Annotated in this window: 22 protein-coding genes; 13 read left to right on the forward strand and 9 right to left on the reverse strand. The window is 48.9% G+C overall.

The window, feature by feature from the left end:
- Positions 1-88: 88 nt before the first annotated feature.
- On the forward strand, positions 89-1,285 hold the full coding sequence (locus tag H8S18_RS13055) for an ATP-binding protein (RefSeq protein WP_330598776.1): 1,197 nt from the start codon (positions 89-91) through the stop codon (positions 1,283-1,285).
- Between the two features lie 179 nt (positions 1,286-1,464).
- Here the strand turns inward: H8S18_RS13055 and H8S18_RS13060 are convergent, their stop codons facing one another.
- Positions 1,465-2,592, reverse strand: a complete 1,128-nt coding sequence (locus H8S18_RS13060; RefSeq protein ID WP_330598777.1) for a radical SAM protein — start codon at positions 2,590-2,592, stop codon at positions 1,465-1,467.
- Between the two features lie 121 nt (positions 2,593-2,713).
- On the opposite strand from H8S18_RS13060, the gene H8S18_RS13065 reads away from it, so the two are divergent.
- Entirely contained in the window at positions 2,714-2,905 is a 192-nt protein-coding gene (locus H8S18_RS13065) for a helix-turn-helix domain-containing protein (protein ID WP_186858712.1), read from the forward strand.
- A 5-nt stretch (positions 2,906-2,910) separates the two neighbouring features.
- On the opposite strand, the gene H8S18_RS13070 is transcribed toward H8S18_RS13065, so the two are convergent.
- The gene (locus tag H8S18_RS13070) at positions 2,911-3,777 is read right to left on the reverse strand and encodes a LysR family transcriptional regulator (protein ID WP_186858713.1); all 867 of its coding nucleotides are present in this window, start codon (positions 3,775-3,777) and stop codon (positions 2,911-2,913) included.
- Between the two features lie 122 nt (positions 3,778-3,899).
- Here H8S18_RS13070 and H8S18_RS13075 point away from each other — a divergent pair, with 122 nt between their 5' ends.
- The 6 genes from H8S18_RS13075 (at position 3,900) to H8S18_RS13100 (ending at position 9,286) form a co-directional block, all read left to right on the forward strand.
- Positions 3,900-4,439, forward strand: a complete 540-nt coding sequence (locus H8S18_RS13075) for a prolyl-tRNA synthetase associated domain-containing protein (protein WP_186858859.1) — start codon at positions 3,900-3,902, stop codon at positions 4,437-4,439.
- Positions 4,440-4,441: 2 nt separating this feature from the next.
- Positions 4,442-5,242, forward strand: a complete 801-nt coding sequence (gene proB, locus H8S18_RS13080) for a glutamate 5-kinase (protein ID WP_186858714.1) — start codon at positions 4,442-4,444, stop codon at positions 5,240-5,242.
- 619 nt (positions 5,243-5,861) lie between these two features.
- Entirely contained in the window at positions 5,862-7,358 is a 1,497-nt protein-coding gene (locus H8S18_RS13085) for a sodium-dependent transporter (protein ID WP_186858715.1), read from the forward strand.
- Positions 7,355-7,861, forward strand: a complete 507-nt coding sequence (locus H8S18_RS13090) for a DUF6560 family protein (protein WP_186858716.1) — start codon at positions 7,355-7,357, stop codon at positions 7,859-7,861. Before H8S18_RS13085 ends, H8S18_RS13090 begins: the two co-directional genes overlap by 4 nt.
- Before the next feature lie 81 nt (positions 7,862-7,942).
- A complete protein-coding gene (locus H8S18_RS13095) occupies positions 7,943-8,740 on the forward strand; it encodes an SDR family NAD(P)-dependent oxidoreductase (RefSeq protein ID WP_186858717.1) in 798 nt (265 codons plus the stop codon).
- Positions 8,741-8,833: 93 nt separating this feature from the next.
- A complete protein-coding gene (locus H8S18_RS13100) occupies positions 8,834-9,286 on the forward strand; it encodes a GNAT family N-acetyltransferase (protein ID WP_186858718.1) in 453 nt (150 codons plus the stop codon).
- Positions 9,287-9,354: 68 nt separating this feature from the next.
- On the opposite strand, the gene H8S18_RS13105 is transcribed toward H8S18_RS13100, so the two are convergent.
- Complete coding sequence (locus H8S18_RS13105; protein WP_186858719.1) at positions 9,355-11,004, reverse strand: AMP-binding protein; 1,650 nt, start codon at positions 11,002-11,004, stop codon at positions 9,355-9,357.
- Positions 11,005-11,280: 276 nt separating this feature from the next.
- Here H8S18_RS13105 and H8S18_RS13110 point away from each other — a divergent pair, with 276 nt between their 5' ends.
- The gene (locus H8S18_RS13110; RefSeq protein ID WP_066687698.1) at positions 11,281-11,490 is read left to right on the forward strand and encodes a cold-shock protein; all 210 of its coding nucleotides are present in this window, start codon (positions 11,281-11,283) and stop codon (positions 11,488-11,490) included.
- A 132-nt stretch (positions 11,491-11,622) separates the two neighbouring features.
- Here the strand turns inward: H8S18_RS13110 and H8S18_RS13115 are convergent, their stop codons facing one another.
- Positions 11,623-13,230 (reverse strand): amino acid permease, encoded by a 1,608-nt coding sequence (locus tag H8S18_RS13115; RefSeq protein WP_186858720.1) that lies wholly within the window; start codon positions 13,228-13,230, stop codon positions 11,623-11,625.
- A gap of 293 nt (positions 13,231-13,523) precedes the next feature.
- Positions 13,524-14,924 (reverse strand): glutamate decarboxylase, encoded by a 1,401-nt coding sequence (locus H8S18_RS13120; protein WP_186858721.1) that lies wholly within the window; start codon positions 14,922-14,924, stop codon positions 13,524-13,526.
- Positions 14,925-15,276: 352 nt separating this feature from the next.
- Here H8S18_RS13120 and H8S18_RS13125 point away from each other — a divergent pair, with 352 nt between their 5' ends.
- The 4 genes from H8S18_RS13125 (at position 15,277) to H8S18_RS13140 (ending at position 19,099) form a co-directional block, all read left to right on the forward strand.
- Positions 15,277-15,954, forward strand: coding sequence for a response regulator transcription factor (locus H8S18_RS13125; protein ID WP_186858722.1), 678 nt, complete (start codon positions 15,277-15,279; stop codon positions 15,952-15,954).
- Positions 15,951-17,282, forward strand: a complete 1,332-nt coding sequence (locus H8S18_RS13130; protein WP_186858723.1) for a HAMP domain-containing sensor histidine kinase — start codon at positions 15,951-15,953, stop codon at positions 17,280-17,282. The genes H8S18_RS13125 and H8S18_RS13130 overlap by 4 nt, the downstream gene beginning before the upstream one ends.
- A gap of 193 nt (positions 17,283-17,475) precedes the next feature.
- Positions 17,476-18,510: a PTS transporter subunit IIC gene (locus H8S18_RS13135; RefSeq protein ID WP_186858724.1), complete on the forward strand. Its 1,035-nt coding sequence runs from the start codon at positions 17,476-17,478 to the stop codon at positions 18,508-18,510.
- A 175-nt stretch (positions 18,511-18,685) separates the two neighbouring features.
- Positions 18,686-19,099 carry a hypothetical protein gene (locus H8S18_RS13140; RefSeq protein WP_186858725.1) on the forward strand — a complete coding sequence of 138 codons (414 nt, stop codon included), beginning with the start codon at positions 18,686-18,688 and terminating at the stop codon, positions 19,097-19,099.
- A 71-nt stretch (positions 19,100-19,170) separates the two neighbouring features.
- Here the strand turns inward: H8S18_RS13140 and H8S18_RS13145 are convergent, their stop codons facing one another.
- The 4 genes from H8S18_RS13145 to H8S18_RS13160 form a co-directional block, all read right to left on the reverse strand.
- On the reverse strand, positions 19,171-20,208 hold the full coding sequence (locus tag H8S18_RS13145) for a uroporphyrinogen decarboxylase family protein (RefSeq protein ID WP_186858726.1): 1,038 nt from the start codon (positions 20,206-20,208) through the stop codon (positions 19,171-19,173).
- Between the two features lie 566 nt (positions 20,209-20,774).
- Positions 20,775-21,608 (reverse strand): bifunctional DNA-formamidopyrimidine glycosylase/DNA-(apurinic or apyrimidinic site) lyase, encoded by an 834-nt coding sequence (mutM, locus tag H8S18_RS13150; RefSeq protein ID WP_186858727.1) that lies wholly within the window; start codon positions 21,606-21,608, stop codon positions 20,775-20,777.
- Positions 21,609-21,662: 54 nt separating this feature from the next.
- Positions 21,663-22,832 carry a tRNA uracil 4-sulfurtransferase ThiI gene (thiI, locus tag H8S18_RS13155; RefSeq protein ID WP_186858728.1) on the reverse strand — a complete coding sequence of 390 codons (1,170 nt, stop codon included), beginning with the start codon at positions 22,830-22,832 and terminating at the stop codon, positions 21,663-21,665.
- A gap of 29 nt (positions 22,833-22,861) precedes the next feature.
- Positions 22,862-24,007 (reverse strand): cysteine desulfurase family protein, encoded by a 1,146-nt coding sequence (locus H8S18_RS13160; RefSeq protein ID WP_186858729.1) that lies wholly within the window; start codon positions 24,005-24,007, stop codon positions 22,862-22,864.
- Positions 24,008-24,180 lie beyond the last annotated feature (173 nt).

Raw genomic sequence — 24,180 nt, forward strand, 5'->3', positions numbered from 1 at the left:
AAAAGGCGCTTTCCTCCGGAGGGCGCCTTTTTGATTTAGCGGCGAAAACGCAGTATAATAGAAACGTATTTCAGCAAAGAAGGACGGAATGATGGAAAATTTACAACAATTGGTCTTGAGGCTCCATTCGCTCGTTTTATTCCACGGCCTTTTGGAAGACCCTGTCGTACAGAAATTTATGATCCTTGCACAAACGGCGGAACAGGGCGACCCGGAGAAATGCGTGGCAGCGTATTCGGACTTTTGCGCACAGCTTTTTACGCGTGGGACGAATTTCAGCGATTATCTCCTGCAGGCGGTGCTTGAAAGCGAAAATCTTTACATATTGAAAAAGGCACGCGGTGCAAAAACCGGGGCCACACTGGAAAAATGCCTGAAAAATGAGCTTGCGGTTTTGCAGGAGCTTGCGGGAATCCAGTCCGCACAACTGAAGCGTCTTATCCCGTATGACGGATTCCTGCCCGACTGGGATTCCTCCGGGCACAATTTTCTGCAGATTTATAAAGAACGTATTGCGCACATCGGCACCTATGGCTACGGCCTGTTTTCAAAGTATCATTTCTTTACGGTTTCGGGCGGCGAACTCGCCCCGGTAAAACATCCGGATGAAACACGGCTGTCTGCACTTTCCGGCTATGAATACGAACGCGGCTGCGTGGTCAAGAATACGCTCGCTCTTTTGGAAGGCAAACCCGCCGCCAACGTACTTTTATATGGAGACAGCGGTACCGGGAAATCTTCCACTGTAAAGGCGGTGGTAAACGAGTTTGCGCAGCGGGGGCTCCGTCTGATTGAGATCAGGAAAAACCAATTGCGGATGATTCCCGCGCTGATTGACACTCTTGGCAAAAACCCGTTGAAATTTATCCTTTTCATTGACGATCTTTCCTTTACACGGGATGACGACGACTTCGGGGCGCTGAAAGCGATCCTCGAAGGCTCCGTTTCCGCGCGCACCAAAAACCTCGCGGTCTACGCGACGAGCAACCGCCGCCACCTGGTACGTGAGACTTTTTCCGAACGTGAGGGCGATGAGGTACATGCAAACGACACAATCCAACAGCTTACTTCCCTCTCCGACCGTTTCGGGCTGACGATCACGTTCTCCCGCCCGAACAGGGAACAATACTTCACTATCATTGATCATTTGTCAGAGCTTTACGGAGTCAAAATGGACAGCGGCGATCTGCACCGGCAGGCAGAGATTTACGCGCTTGAGCGGGGCGGGCGTTCTCCGCGTGTGGCAAAGCAATTTTTGGAACAGGTGCAGTCTATTGGCATCTGAAAAACAGGTTTCAGAGCGTGAAATAATGCGTATTATTCTATGTAATACAGTTTAAAAGCCGCTTAATTAAGCGGCTTTTTGTTGTTTCTATTTCAACATATGGAAAACAGCCTGCGGAACGCGCAGTAGCCGTCGCCCCTCTTGCGCGAGGGCTTGCGCACCTGCACACAGTTCTAAATTCAGCCCGGAAATATGCCGGTGAGATCAAAGGGAGGGATAAAACTTTCGTCCGCTGCCTTCCCTTCCTGGATAAATCCGTTCTCTATGCCAAGGCTAACCGCAAAATCGACCAGCGCGTCATATTCTTCCGCCCGGACCTGCCTGCGCAGTTCTTCCGGAAGCCGTTCCTTACATACGGGGGTGTACTGGCTCATCAGGCTCAGCCAGATCCGATTTCCGTAAGTCTCATACAGATAGCGGACGACCGCCCGTGAATCCTCGAGGCAGCCGGGCAAAAGCAGGTGCCGCACAATGACGCCCCGCCGCATCAATCCTTTTTCATCAAATTCCGCATCCCCCGCCTGACGCACCATTTCACGCAGGGCGCGTTTTGCCGCGAGCGGATACCCCGCCGCGTGGGAATAGCGCCGGGCAATGGAGGCATCCATATATTTGAAATCCATCAGGTAAATATCCACCATACCGGCCAGGAGCCGAAGCGCTTCCACACCTTCATAGCCCGAACAATTATATACGATTGGAAGCGTGAGGCCACGCTCTTTTGCGCGCGCAAGCGCCTCTATGATATGAGGGACATAGTGGGTCGGCGTAACGAGGTTGATGTTTGCCGCCCCCTGCTCCTGCAATTCCAAAAAGATATCCGCGAGCCTGCCCGTTGTGATCCCGGCACCGGCCTTCCCGCTGCTGATCCCGGCATTCTGGCAATAAACACAGTGAAGCGGGCAATGGGAAAAAAACACCGTACCCGAACCAACCGCGCCCGAAATGCACGGTTCTTCCCAAAAATGAAGCGCGGCACGTGCCACTTTGAGCTGCGCGCCCGCCCCGCACTTTCCTTTTTCCCCTGCCGTCCTGTCTGCCCCGCAGGCATGCGGACACAGGCGGCAACGTTTCAGCAATGGTTCCATGGAGCTATTATAGCATTTTTTCGCGGTTAAAACCGAATTCATAATGCAATTCCTGTTTTGGTTCCCATTCGGCGCACGGCTTCTGCCAAAATCCGTTGTTTTGGGGTGGAGGCGCAGCTTATCCCGCATGCAATGCCCGTACAGGACGGGCTTATATTCTTCCTCCAGCAGGATATAATGCTGGATATACCGGGCACAATGCCCGCACAGTTTTTCCATAGCGGCCTCCTTTTTTTGCCGGTATACCCTTTGAAAAACAGAAAATGTAATTTTAGGACAAGTAGACCTAAAATTCATAATTTTTATTTTTTGGACACACTTATTGCAGGAGATGATATTTATGGTATATTCAAGAATACGCGAACTGCGAATCGACCATGATTTAACACAATATCAATTGAGCCAAATTCTTTATTTAAGTCAAAAGACCTATTCACAATATGAAACCGGCAAACGGAAAATCCCAGTTGGGATTTTGTCCGCTCTTGCGGAATTTTATCATAGGAATACGCTTTTTCAGCTTGTGGGATAAGATTTTTAACGGTAACGAAGATACTCCAAGAACCGTTTGACTGCGAGTGAAGCGGTCTTTTTACTCCGCAGGGCAATCCCGATTTTCCGATATGCGGGTACATCTAATTCTTTTGCCATAATCCGGTATGGAACGCGCTTCAAAATCAATTCCGGCAAAATGCTGATACCAAGACCGCTTTCCACCATTGACATAATCGCGTAATCGTCCCATGTTGTAAAATGTACGTTGGGCGTCAGGTTACAACGTTCAAATATTTCCGATACTTCCGTTTTTGCGCCTTTCTCCAAGAGTATGAATGGTTCCTCACAGAGAGCCGCCACAGGGACTTTTTCAAGCTGCGCCAAAGCATGATTTTCCGGCAAAATAGTAAGCAATCTGTCCTGCTCTAAAAAAATGGTTTCAAAGCCGGAATAAGTTGGCAATCGCAGAAAGCCGCAGTCCACGCGCCCATCTGAAATCCATTCTTCAATTTCCGTATAATCGCCAAGCAATAATTCATAGTCAATGCCCGGATATGCTTTTTGAAATTCTTTAATAATATTTGGAAGCCAGTGCGTCGCCACACTGGAAAATGTGCCGATACGGATAAGCCCCGATTGCAGCCCGTTTAACTCGTCCACTTCCATTTGCAGTTTTTCATACTCCATGCAGACGTTTTTTGCATAAGGGAGCAGCTTCATTCCGTCGCTTGTCAGCTTAACGCCGGATTTTCCCCGTTCCAACAAAATGACCTTCCAGTCCTTTTCCAGGTCGTTTATCATACGGCTAATGCCCGATTGAGAATAATTCAGTATTTCTGCAGCTTTCGTGAAGCTGCCATACTCAACCGTCTTGACAAACGCCATATACTTTTGAATATTCATGTCCATGTTTTCGCCTCGTCCAATCCATCTGATTTTATCATATTTTTTATGATAAACATTTGTTTTTGTAATTTTAAGGAACATGGTAAACTGAGTACGTAAAAAAGTCAAGTAGGAGTGTGAGTGCAATGTTTTATGTAAGTGAAATCCAAACCGAAGCCCCTTGTCATTTTCAGACACCGCTTCAAGAAAAAGTTTATGAAGCATTAGAAAAACTGCAAATTCCTTTTCAGCGCGTCGATACGGAGGAAGCGATTACAATGGAGGATTGCGTTGCCATTGACGAAAAACTGGATATGAACATGGTAAAGACTTTGTTTCTCTGCAATCGGCAGCAGACAGATTTTTATTTGTTTATTACTGTCGGCAATAAGCCGTTCCGTTCTAAGAATTTTAGCAATGCGTTAGGCGTTGCCCGCGTTTCCTTTGCCCCCGCAGAGCAAATGGAAAGAATACTTGGTACGAAAATCGGGGCGGCAACTGTTTTCAGCAGCCTGTTAGATACAGAAAACAAGGTGCACATCATTTTTGATAAAGAAGTAATTACTGAGAAATGGTATGGGTGCAGCGACGGGACAACAACGGGATATATGAAAGTGCAGACAGAGGATATTTGCAAAAAATTCTTGCCCTACACTAATCATACGTTGTCTGTCATTGAGGTGTAAATATGGGGCTTTATCAAAATCGGATTGTTGTAAAAGTAGGGACTTCCACCCTCACAAATGAAATGGGTAAAAGCGACCTGCGCTCTTTTGACCGTCTTGCGTGTGTCCTATCCGATATTCAAAATATGGGATATGAAGTGATTTTGGTATCGTCCGGCGCGATTGCGGTTGGAACAAACAAACTGAACATGAAAGAACGTCCTTCCAGTATGCGTATGAAACAGGCGGCGGCAGCGGTAGGGCAATGCAGCATGATGTTTCTGTATGACAAATTTTTTAACGATTATGACAAGACAATCGCTCAGATCCTGCTGAATGCAGAGGATATGGAGCAGGAAGAAAAGAAAGAAAATCTGATAAATACATTCAATGCCCTGTTGGAAATGGGCATTATTCCCGTGGTGAACGAAAATGACTCTGTCAGCTATACGGAAATAGAATCAGAGGACAGGCTATTCGGGGATAATGATATGCTTTCGGCCGTCGTCGCGATTTTAGGCAGAGCGAAGCAGTTAGTCATCTTATCTGATATAAACGGCCTGTATGACGCAGACCCCCGGTTATATCCAAATGCACAGCTCATAAGCCGGATAGAGGCAATCGACGAAACAGTATATGCCCTTGCAGGCGGCGCAGGTTCAAGGCGGGGAACGGGCGGTATGAAAACAAAGCTTCGAGCCGCCGCGTTAGCGACTGCACAGGGAATAGATACCGTAATTACAAACGGGAAGATGCCGGAAGCATTATATGAAATCGTGAAAGGCAACAAAGCAGGCACTTTATTTGTGGGAAAAATGTCCTGAAGCAGCAATGAAGCCGCCTTTTTCCTTTTGAAAAAATGGATTTACGGAGGGTGTGCTAAAGTTGCCCTTTTTTAAGGATATGGCGGTATCAAGGAGGTATCGCCATGTCCTTTTTCTGTATTAATAATGTTTTCCAATCATCAAAAAAGCCAATCCCCTTGCACATGAGCATGAATACACATATTACCATGCACACTTAAATAGCTCATATTATCAAACGCCTACGCGGTTTTGCGGCTGCATGGGCGTTTGTTGTAATAGCCCCCTCCTACCGGGAAGAAAGTAGGTGAGTTAGATGATTTGTTCGGAAGAATACAAGGAGCACATCGCATACACCTTTGCTGCTTTTTGTAAAGCCGTTCTCCGCAATGCCGCATTTACTGCATACCATGATTTCGGATGGAAACAGAAATGGGAAGTGCCGCTTGAATACACAATATCCAAAACACCGCTTGAACCGCTCACAATGGATACTTATTTTGAGCCATACAATCATCTGACTGTCTTTGTGGTGAGAGGACAACTTTCTTCTTTTTTCTTTTTCCAAAGAAAAAAGCCTCCATCTATGATATAATGGTGCTATTCATTTAAATTTACTACATTATTAGGAGAAAGATTTATGAAACGGGAAACATGGGGGTCTCGCTCTAACTTTATTTTCGCGGCGATCGGATCCGCGGTAGGTCTTGGAAACGCATGGCGTTTTGCCGGGCAGGTGTACCAGAATGGCGGCGGCGCATTTTTGCTGCCGTATATCATTGCAATTTTTGCAATCGGTATTCCCGTTTTAATGATGGAACTTGCCATCGGCAAGAAATACCGCTTGGGCGCGCCTTCCGCGTTCGCGGCCATGAACAAAAAATTCGAATGGATTGGCTGGGCTGGAGTTATTATTGCTTTCATTGTCGCCGCGTATTATTCAACGCTGGTGGCATGGGTCGTGAACTATATTTTCGCCTCTTTCACAATGGCATGGGGCGGCGATCCCGCCGGATATTTCAACAACACCGTGCTCCATCTGTCCGAAAGCCCCGGTCAGCTCGGCGGTTTTTCCCTGCCTGTGCTGATCGGCCTGCTGATTACATGGCTGGTGGTCATTTTCTCCATGCGCAGGGGCGTGGAAAAGATGGCAAAGCTTGTCAAATGGATCGTTATCATTCCTGTTATCATCCTTATCGTTATGTGCATCCAGGCAGTAAGCATGCCCGGCGCGGCGGACGGCATCCGCTATTATATCACGCCGGACTGGTCGGCGCTCGGCAACTTTGACGTTTGGCGGGCGGCGTTCGGGCAGGTCGCCTACAGTATGAGCATCCTGTTCGCCCTCATGATTACCTATGGCAGCTTTCTTGAAAAAGGGAGTGATATTCCCAAAGACAGCATCGTGATCGGCCTTTCGGACATGGGGATCAGCCTGCTCGCGGGATTTGTGGTATTTTCCACACTCGGCTATCTTTCGTTCCAGAGCGGTGTGCCGATCGGCGAAATGAACTATCAGGGCGTGATGCTCGCATTCGTTACCTATCCGCAGGCACTTTCCGTATTCCCGGGCGGGCAGGTCGTGGGGGTGATCTTTTCCCTGTTGTTCTTCATCATGCTGTTTGCGCTTGCGATCGACTCCCTGTTTTCCATCGTACAGGCAGTTTCGACCGCGTTTTCCGATAAATTCAAATTTCCCCCGCGCAAGGCGCTGTACATCACATGCGCCGCGTGTGCCGCACTCTCGCTGCTGTTTGCGACCAACGCGGGGCTTTACTGGCTCGATATCGTCGATCACTTTGTGAATGATGGTAACTTGCTTTTCATGGGTATCTTTGAAACGATCGCCATAGCATGGCTGTTTGGCATCAATAAACTGCGCGAATTCATCAATTCCTCCACCACGATCAAAATCGGCAGGTGGTGGAACATACTGCTGAAATACGTTTGCCCGGTGGCGTTCCTCGTGCTCGCCGCGAGTTTCCTGTATTCCAACATCAGAACTCCATATGCCGGATACGAGCAGCAATACCTGTTTATCGGCGGTTGGATCCTCGTGATCGTGACCTTTGTGCTCGCGCTTATCATTCCCAAGCTGACAGGCCGGAGAAAAGAAACAGGTGAAGTAGTTTCATGATGGCTATGCTGCAAGTCCTCCTTGCCGCCGTACTGGTTGCGGTGGCGGTTCATTTTGTCCTCTATGCGGGAAAAAACGAGCGTGTGCCGGCGATCGATGCGTACCAGGATTTCACCGTGCGTTATCCCCGCGTTTTTCTTTGGCTTGCAGTCGTATTTTTCTGTTTCCTCTCCTGCGTCCTTTTGTTTCTGCTGGTCTGGCATAAACTCGACTGGATCAGCATCGTCCTTCTGGCAGTACTCGCGGCGTGCGGTGTTTATGTGCTGCTGCTGGCGCTCGTATGGCGCATCAAGGTATTTGAAGAATATATCGTTACATACAGTGTGTTTGGTGTAAAGAAACAGGTTTATTATAAAGACATCAAGCGCGCCGTCGTGACGAAAAAGCTTTTCTTTATAGAGACGGCGCTCAAAAAGTACAGGTTCAGCGCAAATGTGATCTATCGTGAAGAGCTATTGATCCGCCTGCGCGAAAACCATGTGGACATCGAGCGGTATCTTTAGCCCACAACGCCCCTTCCTTCACCCCCGGTGATCTGCGGAGGCCGTAAGGCGGATCTGCCGGTGTATAGAAGGGGTCTTTTTATGGAATTCAAAGATAAAAAAATCGTAATCACAGGAGCATCCTCCGGAATCGGGCTCGAGCTTTTGAAGGAGCTTGCAGCCGTGCCCGGTACGCAGATCATCGGCGTAGCGCGGCATACGGATCCGATCGTAAAGCTTGGGCTTTCGGATGTGACGGCGCTTTCCTACGATATGTCCGGTCCCGGGCATATCGACGCGCTGCTCGCCGAAGCCATACGGCTTCTCGGGCGGATCGACGTATTTTTTGCCAATGCGGGCTTTGCCTATTATGGAGAAGCCAATGCGGCCGACTGGACCCGTGCGCAGGATATTTTTGCGGTGAACACCTATGCGCCCATCTATACCCTGCAAAAGCTCGCTATCCTGCAAAAGGGCATGCCTTTTTATTATGTGGTGACGGATTCCGCGCTTGCCAAGGCGGCGATCCCGGGCTTTGCTTATTATTCCGCAACAAAATACGCGCTCGACGGTTTTTTTGAAGCGTACCGCTTCGAGCAGCCGCGCGATATCACGCTTTCCGTGGTCTATCCGGTGGCAACTAAAACGAATTTCTTCAAACGCGCCGCCGACTCCGCACCCCTGCCCTTCCCTACGCAAACGCCCGGCGAGGTCGCGCGGGCAGTGATCCGCGGCGTCCGCAGGGGAAAAAAGAAAATCTATCCGTTCGCCAGTTTTGGCTTTTTCAATTGGCTGTGGAATTTCCTGCCTTTCCTGAAAACCGGATACCTTGCGCTGGAAAACAGTAAATTCCAGAAATGGAGAAAAATACAGAAAAACAGCAGGGCAGGACGCGGCTGAGACCGCATACGGACGAAACTCCCCGCCGCTATAGCTGCCGCCTCTTTTTCAGGGAAATTGCCCGGATTATGAGGGCAAAAAATAGGAGGTTTTATGAAATATAGGCAAATGAAAAGCGGCGACCCTGCGGCTTTTTTGGAAAACCGTATGGAATTTGTTTCCACAATCCGGGAAATGGGCGATAGTTCTATTTTTCGCAGAAGGACGGCGGAATATCTTGCAAAGCACATAGAACGGGAGGACCTAATCGTATTCCTTGCAATTGACGAAGGGAAAATCGCCGCGTCGTGCATGGCCTGTATTTTTGAGACAGTCCCCCTGCCAAGCTGCCCGCGCGGAAGAAGCGCGGAGCCGCTGAACGTATATACAAAGAAGGATTTCCGCAGGCAGGGACACGCGGAGAAGTTATTGCGCTTGCCGCTTTCGGAAGCAAAGAAACGCGGCGTGGAAAAAATAGTCCTCGAGGCCACGGAAGACGGGCTTTCCCTCTACAAAAAACTTGGCTTCACGCCCCTTGAAGGGCAAATGGCGCTCCGCCTCTCCTGATTTTGAGAAATAGCCAAAAGCGCCCGCCGGGTATTCCAGCGGGCACTTTCTTTTGATATTTTGGCCTGTTATACCAAAAACCTCTTAATTGATTTTTTGGTCGTCTTTTCAAACTCGGTATCGCGCACATGAATCTTCTGTATACGTTTGAATACCGGAAGTGCACGGTTGACCTCTGCAAGTTCCTGCGCGAGTGTCTTTTCTGCAAGCGCACGCTCCGGCCCGCCTCCAAGGTAAACCTCTGCGGCAAGAACCCTTTCGTTCATGCCTTCTTCAAGCGGCGCATAGACTACAATTTCCAGAATGGAAGGGATTCGCTGCCGGATAAAATCTTCGATTTCTTCCGGATAAATATTTTTTCCGTTGCTTAAGACGATCAGGTTCTTTTTGCGTCCTGTAATGAACAAATATCCCTCGCTGTCGATATGCCCAAGGTCGCCGGTGCGAAACCATCCGTCCTGCAGGGCTTTACTGGTTGCAGCTTCGTCTTTATAATATCCGAGCATTACGTTCTCGCCCCGTACAAGGATTTCTCCTTCCCCATTTTCATCTTTCTCTGCAATTTTCACTTCACAGCACGGAATCGGCCTGCCGACAGAACCGTCTTTAAAAGCACGGTTTCCGTTAACGGAAACAAGCGGGGAGCATTCTGTAATTCCATATCCCGTGACCAAAAGAATGCCAAGTTCGCGGAATAATTTCATCAGGCGTTTCGAAAGGGGCGCCCCGCCGCACAAAAGAAGGCTCAGGTTTCCGCCGAAAAGTTCGCGGACTCCTGCAAAATATTCCGGACGATTGTCTTCCCCGCGGCTAAGTTCTTTCCGGCTTTTTTGGAGCAACGCCATAAAGGCTTCCTCCCCGCCTTCTTTTTGCCGCTCCTCTTTACGGATCATATATTCCAGGCGTTCGATGAAAAGCGGCACTAAAAACACCGCATCCGGCCGGAACAGCTTTAAATTATCGGCAAAGTACCGCAGGCTGTTATTGATGCAGATGGTCGTTCCGTTTTCAATCATCATTACAATTCCGTGCGTGCATTCAAAGGAATGGTGCACTGGCAGAACGGAAAGGCAAACTTTCCCAATTTCAAGGTAAGCAAGGCCGCCTTCCGCCGCTGCCAAAATGCTTTTATGAGTGAGCATGACTCCTTTGCTTTTTCCGGTTGTCCCCGAAGTAAATAAGAGCGCGCACATTTCCGTTTCGCCGATCTCCCGTTCTTCGTAGCCGTACTGCGCTTTTTGGCCTGTAAGCCCATAGAAGCTTTCGGAAAACGCATCGGGCCGGCCGTTCATATTGATGTAGTGCCTTACCCCTTGTACGGAGGACCGGATGTTTTTCATCGTATCGGGATATTCATCCGCAAAAATAACGCATTCCGCTTCGCTCTCGCGGAGGATGCCCGCAATTTCATCATCCTGCAATTCTTTATCGATCGGGACGATTGCCCCGACACCGCATACCACCGAGAAATAAGAGACCAGCCATTCATAACTTGTCGGCCCGATCACAGCTATTTTTTTGCCGGCTAACCCCAGCCCCAGCAATGCGTTTCCAAACGCATTCATATCGCGCATGAACGTCTCGTGTTTGATTCCTTTTACCTGCCTGTCCTCCGTGCGGATGCGAAGCATGTCGCGGTTCCCGTAGGAACTATGCGCATGGAAGAGCATTGACCTCAGGTTTTTTTCTTTTTTCAGCGGCGTAACTTTTTGGTGCATATTCACATTGCTTCCCCTGACTTTAAATAATTCATAATTTTCTCCTATCTGTTTGTTACTTTTATTGTAACACTGATTGCCTGTAAGTAATCCATTCCCATAAAATAAATATTTCGCGGTTTTATTTGACATTTCTCCGCTATTATGGTATAGTAAATAAGTATTAATGTATTTGATTGACCTCGTATTTGTGTAAATCGTCGTTCGTCATGGTTTACAGAAATATGAGGTTTTTCTTTTTGCATTGGATATAATTTTATTTTTGGAGGTACCACAATGAATAATGGTACAGTAAAATGGTTTAACGCAGAAAAAGGATATGGCTTCATTACAAATGACAGCACAGGTGAGGATGTATTTGTACATTTCTCCGCAATCCAGACCGAAGGCTACAAGGCTTTGAACGATGGGCAGCAGGTTACGTTTGATACGGAAATCGACGCGAGAAGCAACAAAGTAAGAGCTTGCAACGTGTGCGCTCTCTAAGCGAAAAATCAAAAATAGCCGGGAAATTCATTTCCCGGCTATTTTTATGTCTTTGATGCAGAAAGAGGCCATAGGGAGTTCCCATGACCTCTTTTTTCAGGCAGGGGGAGTCATCAGCCGCCTGAAAACATCTTACTTATTCTGGGGATTTTGCGGTCCCTTGGCCGCCCGGTCCGCATCCGCTGCCGCGTTTGCTCCTTTTGGGGCCGCGCTTGCATTTACCGACGCAGCCTGCGCCGTTCCCGCTGCGGCCTGTGACGCCTGTGTTCCGGCCGCCTCACCGTCCTGCACCGGAGGCATTTTCATGCCCGGGGGAAGCGGATTTTTCTTTCTCATGAAATGATATATGATAAACGGTATGAATATCACTATGATAAAGCTTATGATGAGGATCGTCAGATACTCCGTGGATGCATTCGCGCCCGTAAGCTGGGCCGGGGGAACGAAGGAAATCACCAGTGCGAAGACCGACATGATCAGGCCTACGATGGCCATCAGCAGCTTAACCGGTTTTTTCTTCGAAATCTCGAATGCCCTCGGCAGGTCGCTGTGTTTTCTTGCCAGCTTGATATAAGCCAGGAAGAAAATGATGTAGCCAACGATGTAGATGATGACTGTAAGAGAGATTGCCGTGAAGAACGAAACATTGCTTCCTCCGCCGCCGAACGTCAGGACTGCCGCCCAGATCGTTACGATTACGCCCTGCAGGAGCAGGAACTTTGTGGGGACGCCGTGTTTGTTCGTTTCAGAGAGTTTTTTCGGCAGAAGCCCGTTTTTGCCGGCTTCGAGCATCCCCCACGAAGGGCCGACCACCCATGCGGATACTTCCGCAATAACGCCGACTGCAATCAGGATTGCAATGACGCTGACGATCCAGTCCATACCGGTTCCAAAGTGGTGCACAAGGCCTTCAAAGCCCTGAATGACGCCTGTGGAGAGGCCAAGCTGGCTTTCCGGTACGACTGCCGCGATGGACGTGCCGCCAATCGTATTGAGGATAATCGCCAAAATTACCAGTATGATAATCGCCAGCGGATAATCTTTCTTGACGTTTTTCATTTCGTTGGCATGCGTTGCAGATGCTTCAATACCGGCGTAGGCCAGAATAAAGGATACAAACACAACCAGCGTGTTGAGTTTTGTGAAGTCCGGAATCAGCGCCTTTGCGTCAAGCGGCACAAGGCTCTTTCCGCCTGTCGTAAAGAAACCGATTGCAAGGGCAAACAGTACGATTGCGGGAATCATGATACCAAAAACAAAGCCGATCTTTGAAATCTTTGCCGTAAACTTCGTGCCCTTGAACTGCGAGAACGTCAGCGCCCAGAAAATAACCAGAACGCCGATGAACTTGATTGCCGGATTGCTGTTGAGTGCATCCCAGTGGAGTACATAGGAGAGCGCGCCGAGGATGAAATAAATCATTGTGACGAACCCAACTGTGATTTGGAACCACTGGAAGAAAATATTTGCAAAGCCCCACTTTTCACCAAGCATATTTCCCGACCATGTGTAAACGCCGCCGGTATCCCAGCCCTTGACCGTTGCCATCTCAGCGGATGACATTGCCACGGGCAGGAACCACAGAACGCCTGCCAGGATCAGGAAGAATACCAGGGAAAAACCTGAGGATGCAAATGTCGGATATTCGTAGACGGTCATGACCATGGAGGCCGTGATGGCGAAGAATCCGAATAATGTCAAATGCTTTTTGCCAGATGCGGCGGGTGCAGCACTTTTCATATCGTTACCTCCTTTGGAAAAGAAATCCTTTTCCGTATTCTTTCTCTTAACATGGAACCCGCTTCCGCGGCGTTCCTGCCGCGGAGCAAAGTCCTCAAAACTCGTTTTATACCGGGAACAAAAGTTCCCTTGCCGCGAAGCAAAAAACGCTTCGCAAATTCTATTTCGGGAAGAGGCACGCAGATGCGGTCTGGCTTTTTCAAGGATCCGCCGGCCACGATAGAACAGTATGCTTCATCACGGCCTGCGAATTTTACAGGAAAGCCCAATCTGCGCCGCGCAGGGACCCTTTCTTAGTGGGTAAAGCCCTGTGCGCCTGTCTTCTGCTTGCCGGGCGCGTCTTCCTTCGTATTCTTCTCCAGATATTCGATTGCCATCTTCATATCCTGGATCAGTGAATCCGCCATGTTATAGGAAAGGTCGGCGCGGACCACGTAACGCTGGATCAGCGTATCCGTCATATTTTCAGGCAATGTATATGCCGGGACCTGCCACCCCTTCATTGCGAGCCTGTCTGCCAGTTCATACAGCGTCCATTTATGTTTGCCCGGATCTTTCAGCTTATAGCAGATAACCGGGATGTTGCTGCCGTCATTGTATATCTCAAAGATACCAAAATCCTTAATTGCTTGCGTGAGGTGCAGGCCGACATCCCTTGTGTGGCCTTGTACCAGCCTAAGACCCTCAAGGCCGTAACGCATGAAGATATAATACTGGCCGATAATCTGGCTTCCCGAACGCGAGAAGTTGATTGCCATAGTCGGCTGTTCGCCGCCAAGGTAATTAACGTAGAAAATGAGGCGTTCCGGCAAATATTCCTTGCTCTTCCACAGAACCCAGCCGATACCGGGATATACGAGGCCATATTTATGGCCGGATGCATTGATGGAATGTACATTTTTAAGACGGAAGTCCCATTCGAGGTCCGGATGTACAAACGGCACGAAAAGACCGCCTGAAGCGCCGTCTACGTGGATACCGATCGGTACCTTTGCCGTTTTATTGTGTTCTTCTACGAGCTGGTCAAGCTTTTTGATATCGTCGAATTTTCCGGTATAAGTAATGCCGAGGATGCCTACGATACCGATGGTATAGTCATCGACATAGTCCATAACCGTATCCATATTCATGCTCATATGCTGTTCATCGAGGGGGACGAGACGCATTTCGATGTCCCAGTATACACAGAATTTTTCCCAGCAGACCTGATAGCCGGAAGAAATGACCAGATTCGGTTTTTTTGCATTGATGTCGATACCCGCTTTTTCAGCGAGGTCGCGCCAACGGAATTTCATCGCCATACCGCCGAGCATGCAGGCTTCGGAGGAACCTACCGTCGAAGTTCCCATCGCCTGTCCTTCGGGCGCGTTCCAGATATCCGCAATGATATTTACACAGCGGTTTTCCACTTCCGTCATCTGCGGGTATTCGGATTTGTCGATTGCGTTTACGGCAAGCGTTTCAGCCATCAGCTTCGTTGCTTCAGGCTCCATATACGTCTGGCAGAATGTTGCGAGGTTCTGTCTTGCATTTCCTTCGTCGATCAGCTCGTCTTTGATGAGGCGGTATGCCACTTCAGCCGGAACCGATTTTTCATTCAGCGCATTTTTCGGCATTGCTTCATCTGCCTCAAATACTGCGAGATTGGGGGATACGATCTTATTATCCTTCAAGGGTTTGTTAATATGTAACATTTTTATCACTCCTAAATTAATTATAGATTTTGGACTGCGCTCATACTTATGAACTGTTCATGAACAACTATGCTATATTTAACGCGCCCGAGAAAATCTAAACGGAATTCGCGGAATTTTAATCTATTACCGTGAGGGTCAAAGGTCTCCTGTAATGCCGTATTTTTATATTTATTCCGGAAACGCTTCATCTTCAATTCACAATAGTGCTATACTATTACAAGGATGGACAAGGCCGGCCCGGAGCTCCCAGGGAGCGGAAAGCTAACCAGCCCACACTGTTTTTACCGCATCTATTTGCCGGATTGCCCATGGACTGTAAAACAGAAATTTTATGATTCGGAGTGTTTTTATGTTTCATATACTCGTTGCAGAGGATGACAAAAATTTAAGACGGCTGATGGCGGCCTATCTTGAACAGGAAGGCTACGAGGTTTACCATGCTGAGGATGGCGAGGCCGCGCTTTCCATTTTGGATTCCACGCATATCGATCTTATCATCAGCGATATTATGATGCCGAATATGGACGGCTATGAGCTTGTAGAAGAGCTGCGTACAGCCGGGTTCACCATTCCCGTGCTGATGGTGACAGCGAAAGAAGCTTTCGAGGACAAGAAAAAAGGCTTTCTTGTGGGAACGGACGACTATATGGTTAAGCCCATCGATATGGATGAAATGCTGCTGCGGGTGGCGGCGCTGCTGCGGCGCGCGAACATTGCAAATGAACATAAGCTGCAGCTCGGGGACGATGTGCTGCTCGATTACGACAGCCTTACCGTGCGTGCACACGGAAAACTTTTCGAATTGCCTAAAAAGGAATTTTATCTGCTCTTCAAGCTGCTTTCCTATCCTAAAAAAATTTTTACACGCCAGCAATTAATGGATGAAATCTGGGGAATGGACGCCGAGGCGGACGAACGAACGGTGGATGTGCATATCAAACGCCTGCGTGAAAAGTTTGAGGATCTCTCCGAGTTTAAAATCATCACGATCCGGGGCCTCGGTTATAAGGCGGAACGGTACGTATGAGGCATTTTCGCTCGATCCAGTTAAAATTTATGTTCGTCTTTATCGGCATTTTGCTGATTGCATGTATTGCCGCAATGCTGCTTGCATCCGGCTTTGTGCAAAAATCTATTTTGAGCGAAATGAAAAGCCAGATCATGACGACCGCTAATAATATTGTCAGGTTGGCGGATACCGACCTCAACATGGAGGAAATCATTGAAACGGTATCCAATTCATTCTATTCCATCAGTGTCTACGACGCGGGCGAAACGACGCTTCCCAAAGGCGTAACTCCTGAAACGCTTTCTACGCTTGAGGAAAATACGGTTTATTTTGCATCGCAGGAAGGAAATGTTTTTCCTTACGCGCTTCTTCGCGTACGCGATTCTTATGTGATTATGACCCCGCACTCGGATAACAACGAACTGGTCAACTTCCGCAGCAGTGCAATTACAGCCCTGCTTTTTTGTGCGACTATCGGTGCAATGCTGATGCTGGTGGCGGTTATGCAGGTGACTAAGCCGGTGAAACGGCTTACCCGGGCGACCAAGGAGGTTGCCAAAGGAAATTTTGACGTGACAGTCGATTATGAATCGTGCGACGAGGTGGGGCAGCTCGCGCATCACTTCAATTTGATGACACGGGAACTCAAAAATATGGAATACCTGCGCAAAGATTTTGTAAGCAGCGTATCGCATGAATTTAAGACCCCAATTGCTTCCATCCAGGGCTTTGCCCGTCTTTTGAAAACAAAGGATCTGACGCCCGAAGAATTCAATGAATATACAGATGTGATTATCAGCGAAAGCGACCGGCTTGCTAAGCTGTCTTCCAATTTACTGCGTTTGTCCCGTCTGGAAAACCAGGCAATTCCCGAACCGGAGACGGAATTTTCCCTCGACGAGCAAATACGCAAAACCATCTTACTGCTTGAAAGCGACTGGAGCAAGAAAAATCTTGAGCTTGACATTGATATGCAGGATATCACATACGCGGGAAATGAGGAGATGCTTCAGCAGGTATGGATTAACCTGCTTTCCAATGCAATCAAATTTTCGCATGACGGTGGGATCCTGTGGGTGCGCCTCGCAAAGGAGCCCGGCTTCGTAAAGGTAGAAATCGGTGATAACGGCGCGGGTATTTCCGCGGATGCGCTGCCCCGTATCTTCGAAAAATTTTATCAGGGCGATCCATCCCATTCCAGACAGGGAAACGGTCTTGGTCTTGCGATTGTGAAGCAGATCCTCCAAAGCTGCGGCGGTGAAATTTCCGTAGAAAGCAAGGTTGGCAAGGGCACACGTTTTACGGTACGCCTTCCCTTGCCCGAAGAACAAAAGAAGAAAGCATGAGCTTTTTTTCGCAGATCCGGCTTGCAATAGAATTCGTTTTTTTGTATAATTAAACCCGCTGATTGGTATCATGTGCAGTTCAAGACACATGATTTCCGGGTTGTGAAACACTGTTTCCGGTATACGTACCACTCGAGAAGTACCGATATTTGCTGTTTGCAACAAATATTAAACTTTTTGGGAGGTATTTTTTATGCAAAGCAATTCAAACGCAACGGCAACCATTAAAAAATATGCAAAACGCTGGTTCATCGACGGAATGGGCGCAATGGCTCTTGGCCTGTTTTCGAGCCTCATCATCGGCCTGATTATTTCGCAGCTCGCTACCATTCCCGGTCTTTCCGTACTCAGCCAGTTTACCGAAGTGCTGAGCGCTCAGTCGCCCGTGGTGGGCGCTGCGATCGGCGTGGCAATTGCTTATGGCCTGAAAAACAAACCGCTGGTTATTTTTTCTTCAGCCGCAACCGGTGCATTCGGCTATGCAATGGGCGGCCCGGTGGGGGCGTATGTTGCCGCGCTCGTAGGAGCGGAAATCGGAAGGCTTGTCGCGGGCAAGACACCTGTCGACATCATTATTTCTCCTATCGTGACAATCCTCGCGGGCGGATTTATTGGCTTGCTGGTCGGGCAGCCGCTCAATACCTTTATGACTTGGCTTGGCGAGGTCATCAATTCCGCAACGGTACTTGCGCCGCTTCCCATGGGGATTATCGTATCTGTACTGGTGGGCATGGCGCTTACCCTTCCCATCAGCAGCGCCGCGCTGTGCATCATGATGGGGCTGAGCGGACTTGCAGCGGGCGCCGCGGTGGCTGGATGCTGCGCCAACATGATCGGCTTTGCGGTAATGAGCTTTAAAGAAAACGGCTGGGGCGGTCTTCTGGCACAAGGGCTCGGCACCTCTATGCTGCAAGTACCGAATATTTTGCGCCGGCCTCAAATCTGGCTCCCGCCGATCATCGCGTCGGCCATTGTCGGGCCGATTTCAACCATGGTATTCCAGATGACGAATACGCCGACCGGCGCGGGCATGGGTACTTCCGGTCTGGTTGGACAGTTTGGCGCCTGGGCGGCCATGAGCCCCACAACACCCGCTCCTATGCTGATTTTCGAAATCATTTTGGTTCATTTTGTGCTTCCGGCCGTCATTACATTGGTTTTTGCAGCACTTTTGCGGCGTGCAGGCTGGATTCGCCCACAGGATTTAAAGCTCGAGATGATGAAGTGAATCAAGACCGGCAGCCTTGGAACGGCAAAACAGGCAGGGAGCGCGGAAACGCGCTCCCTTTTCGATTGAACTTCCGCATATATTGAACTTCCGCATATTAAGAAAGATTTCAGAAAAAGCCTTATTTATTTGTAAGAACCGGGTTTTATAATAGCGGAAAAGCACGGAGGTTCTTATGAAAAAACAACTAATGCTTTTCATTGCAGTTTTACTATCTGTTGTAATTTCGATGGGATGCGGCCCATCCGGAAGCGATATACGGATTTCTATTTCGGGGACGCCGGAACTACATGAACAAAAATTTGTAAGCGACAGTGAAACCGCAAGCTTCTATGGAACAATTTCCGTAATTGGCAGCGCAGACCTGAAGGTGCTCTCCGCAGAAGGAAACGAACTTTACAGGGAGACGTTCGAAGACGTGCGCAAGCATGATCTTTCCATTGAGGTTCAGGGGCTGACGCCGGGCAACGAATACGTATTGCTCCTCGACGGGACAGATACCGTTTCATGTACGCTTACCTTATCAACGGACCAGAAGCTGACCGCGGGTATTTCTGCTCCGGCGGATTCCGGGGCGGCAGAACAGTAAATAAGAAAGACCACGCGGCAATGTGTGGTCTTTCTTTCCCGGGACTGTAACATGGAAGGACATTTTATGGCTTAATATTTACCGTAGGTCTTAGCGATTTCCACCATGCTTTTGGCTCGGTCAAAGGATGCGTTCGACGGGTATTCACAGCCCGTGGCGAGCATAAATCCTCCGCCCTTCGCAAAAACATCGATCTGTTCTTTGCATGTCTCTTCCCACTGCTCATCTGTTGCCGTTACCACCATGGGCGGCGGCACACAGCCAATGAGTGTAACCTCTTTCCCATATTTTTCCTTGCATTCCGCAAAATCCGCACAGTCGTCCGGCGGCCACAGGAACGAAATCGCCTGTGGATGCATCATTTCGATTTGCGCATCGAAATAAATACGCTGACCGCAGTTGTGGATCATGACAAGGCGGCCCCGTTCATGCACAAGATCCGCAAGTTCCTTGACGAGCGGGCCCTCCATTTCCATCCACATGTCTTTTGACATGATCGTTCCTGAAGCGAACAGCGTATCGAACATAACCGCATTTACGCCCGTATCGATAATTGCATTTACATAGTCTTTGAGGGTCTCATTGATTTCACGCGCAGCGTTTTTTACCGCGTCCGGGTCGTCATAAAGATCCATATACATATTTTGTTGGTTGCGCAGCATGGACAGGATGCCAAGCGGGCCGAACACGAAGGCCACGATTGGAAGTTCACTCCCCCGTGCTTCCACCAGCTTTTTGCACACGTCGATATGCATCATCATGCGCTCGGAAGTCCTGTAGTCTACCTTTTTGATTTTGACATATTCTTCAATGCTGCCGATAACCGATTGGCTGTAATCGGGGTGTGCAGCGTCATTTTCGTGAAAAATGAGCTTCTGCTCCCATGCGTCGCACTCTACCGATAGGTCAATCAGCGTTACAATACAATCAAGCTCGAACTCATCTGCCGCTTTGATAAGCGCGTTTGCACATACGCCGGCATCGGTAGACCATTGCTCATAGCTTGCATCCACGAGTTTTCTGGTGACTCCGCTCAGGATCGGATAAACAGGAACTCTGTCCGGTTCCTGATGATTTAGGGCCATTGCGACTCTTTCAATAGGTTTCATACTAAATTCCCCTTTCTCCCCATTTGGATTTATCTACATAATATTCTCCAGGCAGGTCTTTTATATTGCATCAACCGATAAATTTTTGCACTATTTTTTTCTTCTCAAAAAAATGCGATATAGTTAAAAAAAACAGAAAATTTTACAACTCCTTTTCCCCTGAAAAGCTTTTCGTATCCAAATATGCTATTATAGCCGTTGCAAATAGAGCGGCTTATAAAAATCACGCGCTTTCTGAAATGGGCTGCCGGATTCCTGCCGGCCTCGACGGGCTCAAGCAAAATATTCTTCCAATGGGTTGGCATATGCGCGAACCGGTGGGCGTTTGATGATGGAACAATCCGGCAATCTCTTGCCCTGCAAAATCAAAAAGTGTTTTACAGATAAAAAACAGCATATTGTGGCAGAATCATATTCGTTGCAGGCCGGCACGGCCTGAGGGCAGGCATCCCTCCCCTGAACGCACAAAATGGCAGGTGCAAAAATTGCATCTGCCATTTCAAGATTGCTTTTGATTCCGTCTTCCCCCGAAGGCAAGGCTCTGCCGCTCTACAGCGGACGTGCCGTCAGCGCTTTTTTCCCTTCTGGCAATGCGGACAGAACACGCTTCCCCGGCCTGCGATCACAATACGCCGGAGAGGCGTGCCGCAATGCGGACAGGGAGCGCCTTCGTGTCCATACACCTGTAAAAAAGGCGTATTGCGGTATTCCGTACCATTTCCCGCAAGATATTCCGCAGGAGTAACGGTATTTTTTTCGATGAAATAACCCAAACGTTCGGGAATCGTTTCCGCAAGCCGTTTCCACTCATTTTTGGTAAGGGAGTCCGCAGCCCTGTCCGGGCGAATTCTTGATGCGAACAGGATTTCATCCGCATAAATATTGCCAATTCCGGCAATTACGCTCTGGTCGAGCAGGCATTCTTTGACGGCTCTTTTCCGCCGGCCGCACAATGACTGCAAATAGGCTGCATCGAGCGTAGGATCAAAAGGCTCGGGCCCCAATTTATGCACGCCGCTTTTTACATCTTCCTCATCCTCTTTGACCAACCAAAAACGCCCGAAACGGCGGGGATCGATAAAGCGAAGTTCGTTTCCATCATCCAAACGGAACACAATATGGGTATGCTTCTCCTCCGCAGTATGGCGCGGGACAAGAAGCAGCCTTCCAGTCATGCGCAAATGAAGGACGATACGTTTCCCTTCAAGGCACATAGCGAGGAATTTGCCACGCCGGTCCATGCCCCGAATGCGTACGCCGGCAACGCCGCTTTGGAACATCTCCGCAGACGGATAACTGATGATTTCAGGACGGTTCAGGATCACCTGTTCAATGGTCCGTCCGGAAACCTGCGGCTCCAAAACCCGTCTTATTGTTTCGACTTCCGGCAATTCCGGCATCCCTTGAATCCTTTCTTCCCCGGCGCCTGCCGGGGATGATGGCATTTTCAAAACTTAACCAATGCTGATACGCTCCGCACCTTCCACCGCTGCGTCCACAAGCGCATCAATGTCAAGCACACTCTCCGCTTCCACAATTCGTTCAAGCCGTGGACGCGTGAGCGGGTGTTTGGGTACAAATACCGTACAACAATCCTCATACGGCAGAATAGATGTTTCATAGGTCCCGATCTTTTCCGCAATGCCTATGATATCGATTTTATCCATACCGATCAGCGGACGGAATACGGGCATTGAGGTCACGCTGTTGGTGACATAAATGCTTTCCATTGTCTGGCTCGCAACCTGTCCGATGCTTTCTCCTGTGACGATCGCCTGCGCCCCGCATTTTTCAGCGAGTTTTTGCGCAATCCGCATCATGAAGCGGCGCATGATGATAACAAGCATCTCATGCGGGCACTTCTCGTAAATCTGCATCTGGATATCCGTAAAGCTTACGACGTTCAAGTGGATTTTCCCGGCATACTCCGAAACGATTTTCGCAAGGTCAATTACCTTTTGCTTGGCCGCTTCGCTGGTATATGGAAAACTATGGTAATGTACGGCATTGATTTCTACGCCGCGCTTGGCGATCATATAACCCGCGACCGGGCTGTCGATTCCGCCGGACAGAAGGAGCATAGCGCGGCCATTCGAATGCTGCGGCATACCGCCCGCGCAAGGAATGATGTCTACATAACCATAGCACTGCTCGCGCACTTCGACATATACATTGAAATCCGGGGCATGCACATCCACGGAAAGGCCGGGAACGGCCTCAAGGATTCGTTCGCCAAGCTCAGCCGCAAGCTGCATGGAAGACAGCGGAAAACGCTTATCCGCGCGTTTGGCCTGAACCTTGAAAGTCGCCTCCTTAAGCCCTTGTTTGCCCATATAGTCCCGCACGAGGCGGATCATTGCCGCGCTTATGGAATCGATATCCTTTTCCATCTCTACAGCGGGGGAAACAGAGTGCAGACCAAATACTTTCGTGACCGCTTCAATCGCGCGCGGCATTTCTTCCTCCGCAATGCCTGTCACATAAAAGCGGCCATACCCCTTTTGCGTAACCGCATTTGGAAAAATCTTCAATGCACGTTTAATCGCCTTCAATTGCAGCGATTCAAAATGCGGTCTGTTCTGGCCTTTTAAATGAATTTCCCCATAGCGAACCAATAATATCATATTCTCGTCTCCAAACTAATATAAATCACTTATTTCCTCATAAATTTCCGCAATACAGCGGCATTTTTTTCAATCTCCCGCGCGGCAAAGCGCACCTCTTCTTCCGTATTAAACGGCGAAAAACTGATGCGCACCGCTCCTGCCGCTTCCTCCTGCGAAAGCCCGAGCGCTGCGGCAATACGGCTTTTTCCTTTTTTTGAGGAACAGGCCGAGCCTGTGGAAATATAGACGCCCGCCGCTTCCAGCGTATGAAGAAGCGTTTCCCCATTTACGCCCAACACGGAAATATTTACGATATGCGCGCAGGCATCCGCTTCATTTTCCGGCGAGAGTACCTCTACGTCCGGTATATTTGAACATTCGTTCAGAAAAATCTCCTTCAGGATATGCACATGCCCGGGATCAACCATTGTTTCGAAATATTCCGCCGCTGCCGCAAAAGATAAGATCCCCAGTGTATTTTGCGTCCCCGACCGCAGGCCGTTCTCCTGTCCGCCGCCAAGGATATAGGGTTTCAGGGGCGTATGGTCCTTATAAAAAACGGCGCCCGTGCCCTTATGCGCATGCAGCTTGTGTGCACTGACCGTATAATAGTCGATGTTCGACGTATTTTGCAGGCGCTCCTTGCAAAAAGCCTGCACACCGTCTGAATGGAACATAGCGTGCGGATTTTTTGCTTTCACAAGCGCCGCAATCCGCTCAATATCATTTTTTGCTCCAGTCTCGTTATTCACATGCATAATGCTGACGAGCGCGGTATCTTCGGTAACGGCATTTGCAACTGCCTCCGGCGACACCACGCCGTTCTTGTTCGTTGGGACAAACGTAACGCCGTATCCTGCGTTTTGCAGAAATTTAAAGCTTTCCTCCACGCACGGATGCTCTGCGCCACCGCATACATAATGCATATTTTTTTTCTGTTTTGCGCCGCGCAAAATAACCGTATTTGCACTTTCCGAACCGCAGCTTGTAAAAAAACACTTATGGCCCTGCCCGCCAAACACACGCAAAAGCGTTCCCTTGGCATCATCAATCTGCTTTTGTACACGCGTTGCACACGCATACAGCGCGGAAGGATTTTGCCATGCATCCGCAGCATAGGCTGTATAAATTTCCTTCAGTTCTTCGAGCGGCCTGGTGGTTGCCGCATTATCCAAATAAATTTCCCGTATCATAAAGACCATTGTACCCAATAAAAATTTCAGGCCGCGCCGGAGCCTGTTACAAATATTATAACATACTTGCAATTCAAATTCTTTTTTCTTTACCCCTCCCGCGGAAAAATATCCCGTCAAAGATAAGAGGCGCGGTTTCCCGCGCCTTAACTTGCCCGAATGTCCCGCTGCTT

It is taken from the genome of Christensenella tenuis, from assembly GCF_014287795.1.
Taxonomy (GTDB): Bacteria; Bacillota; Clostridia; order Christensenellales; family Christensenellaceae; genus Christensenella; species Christensenella tenuis.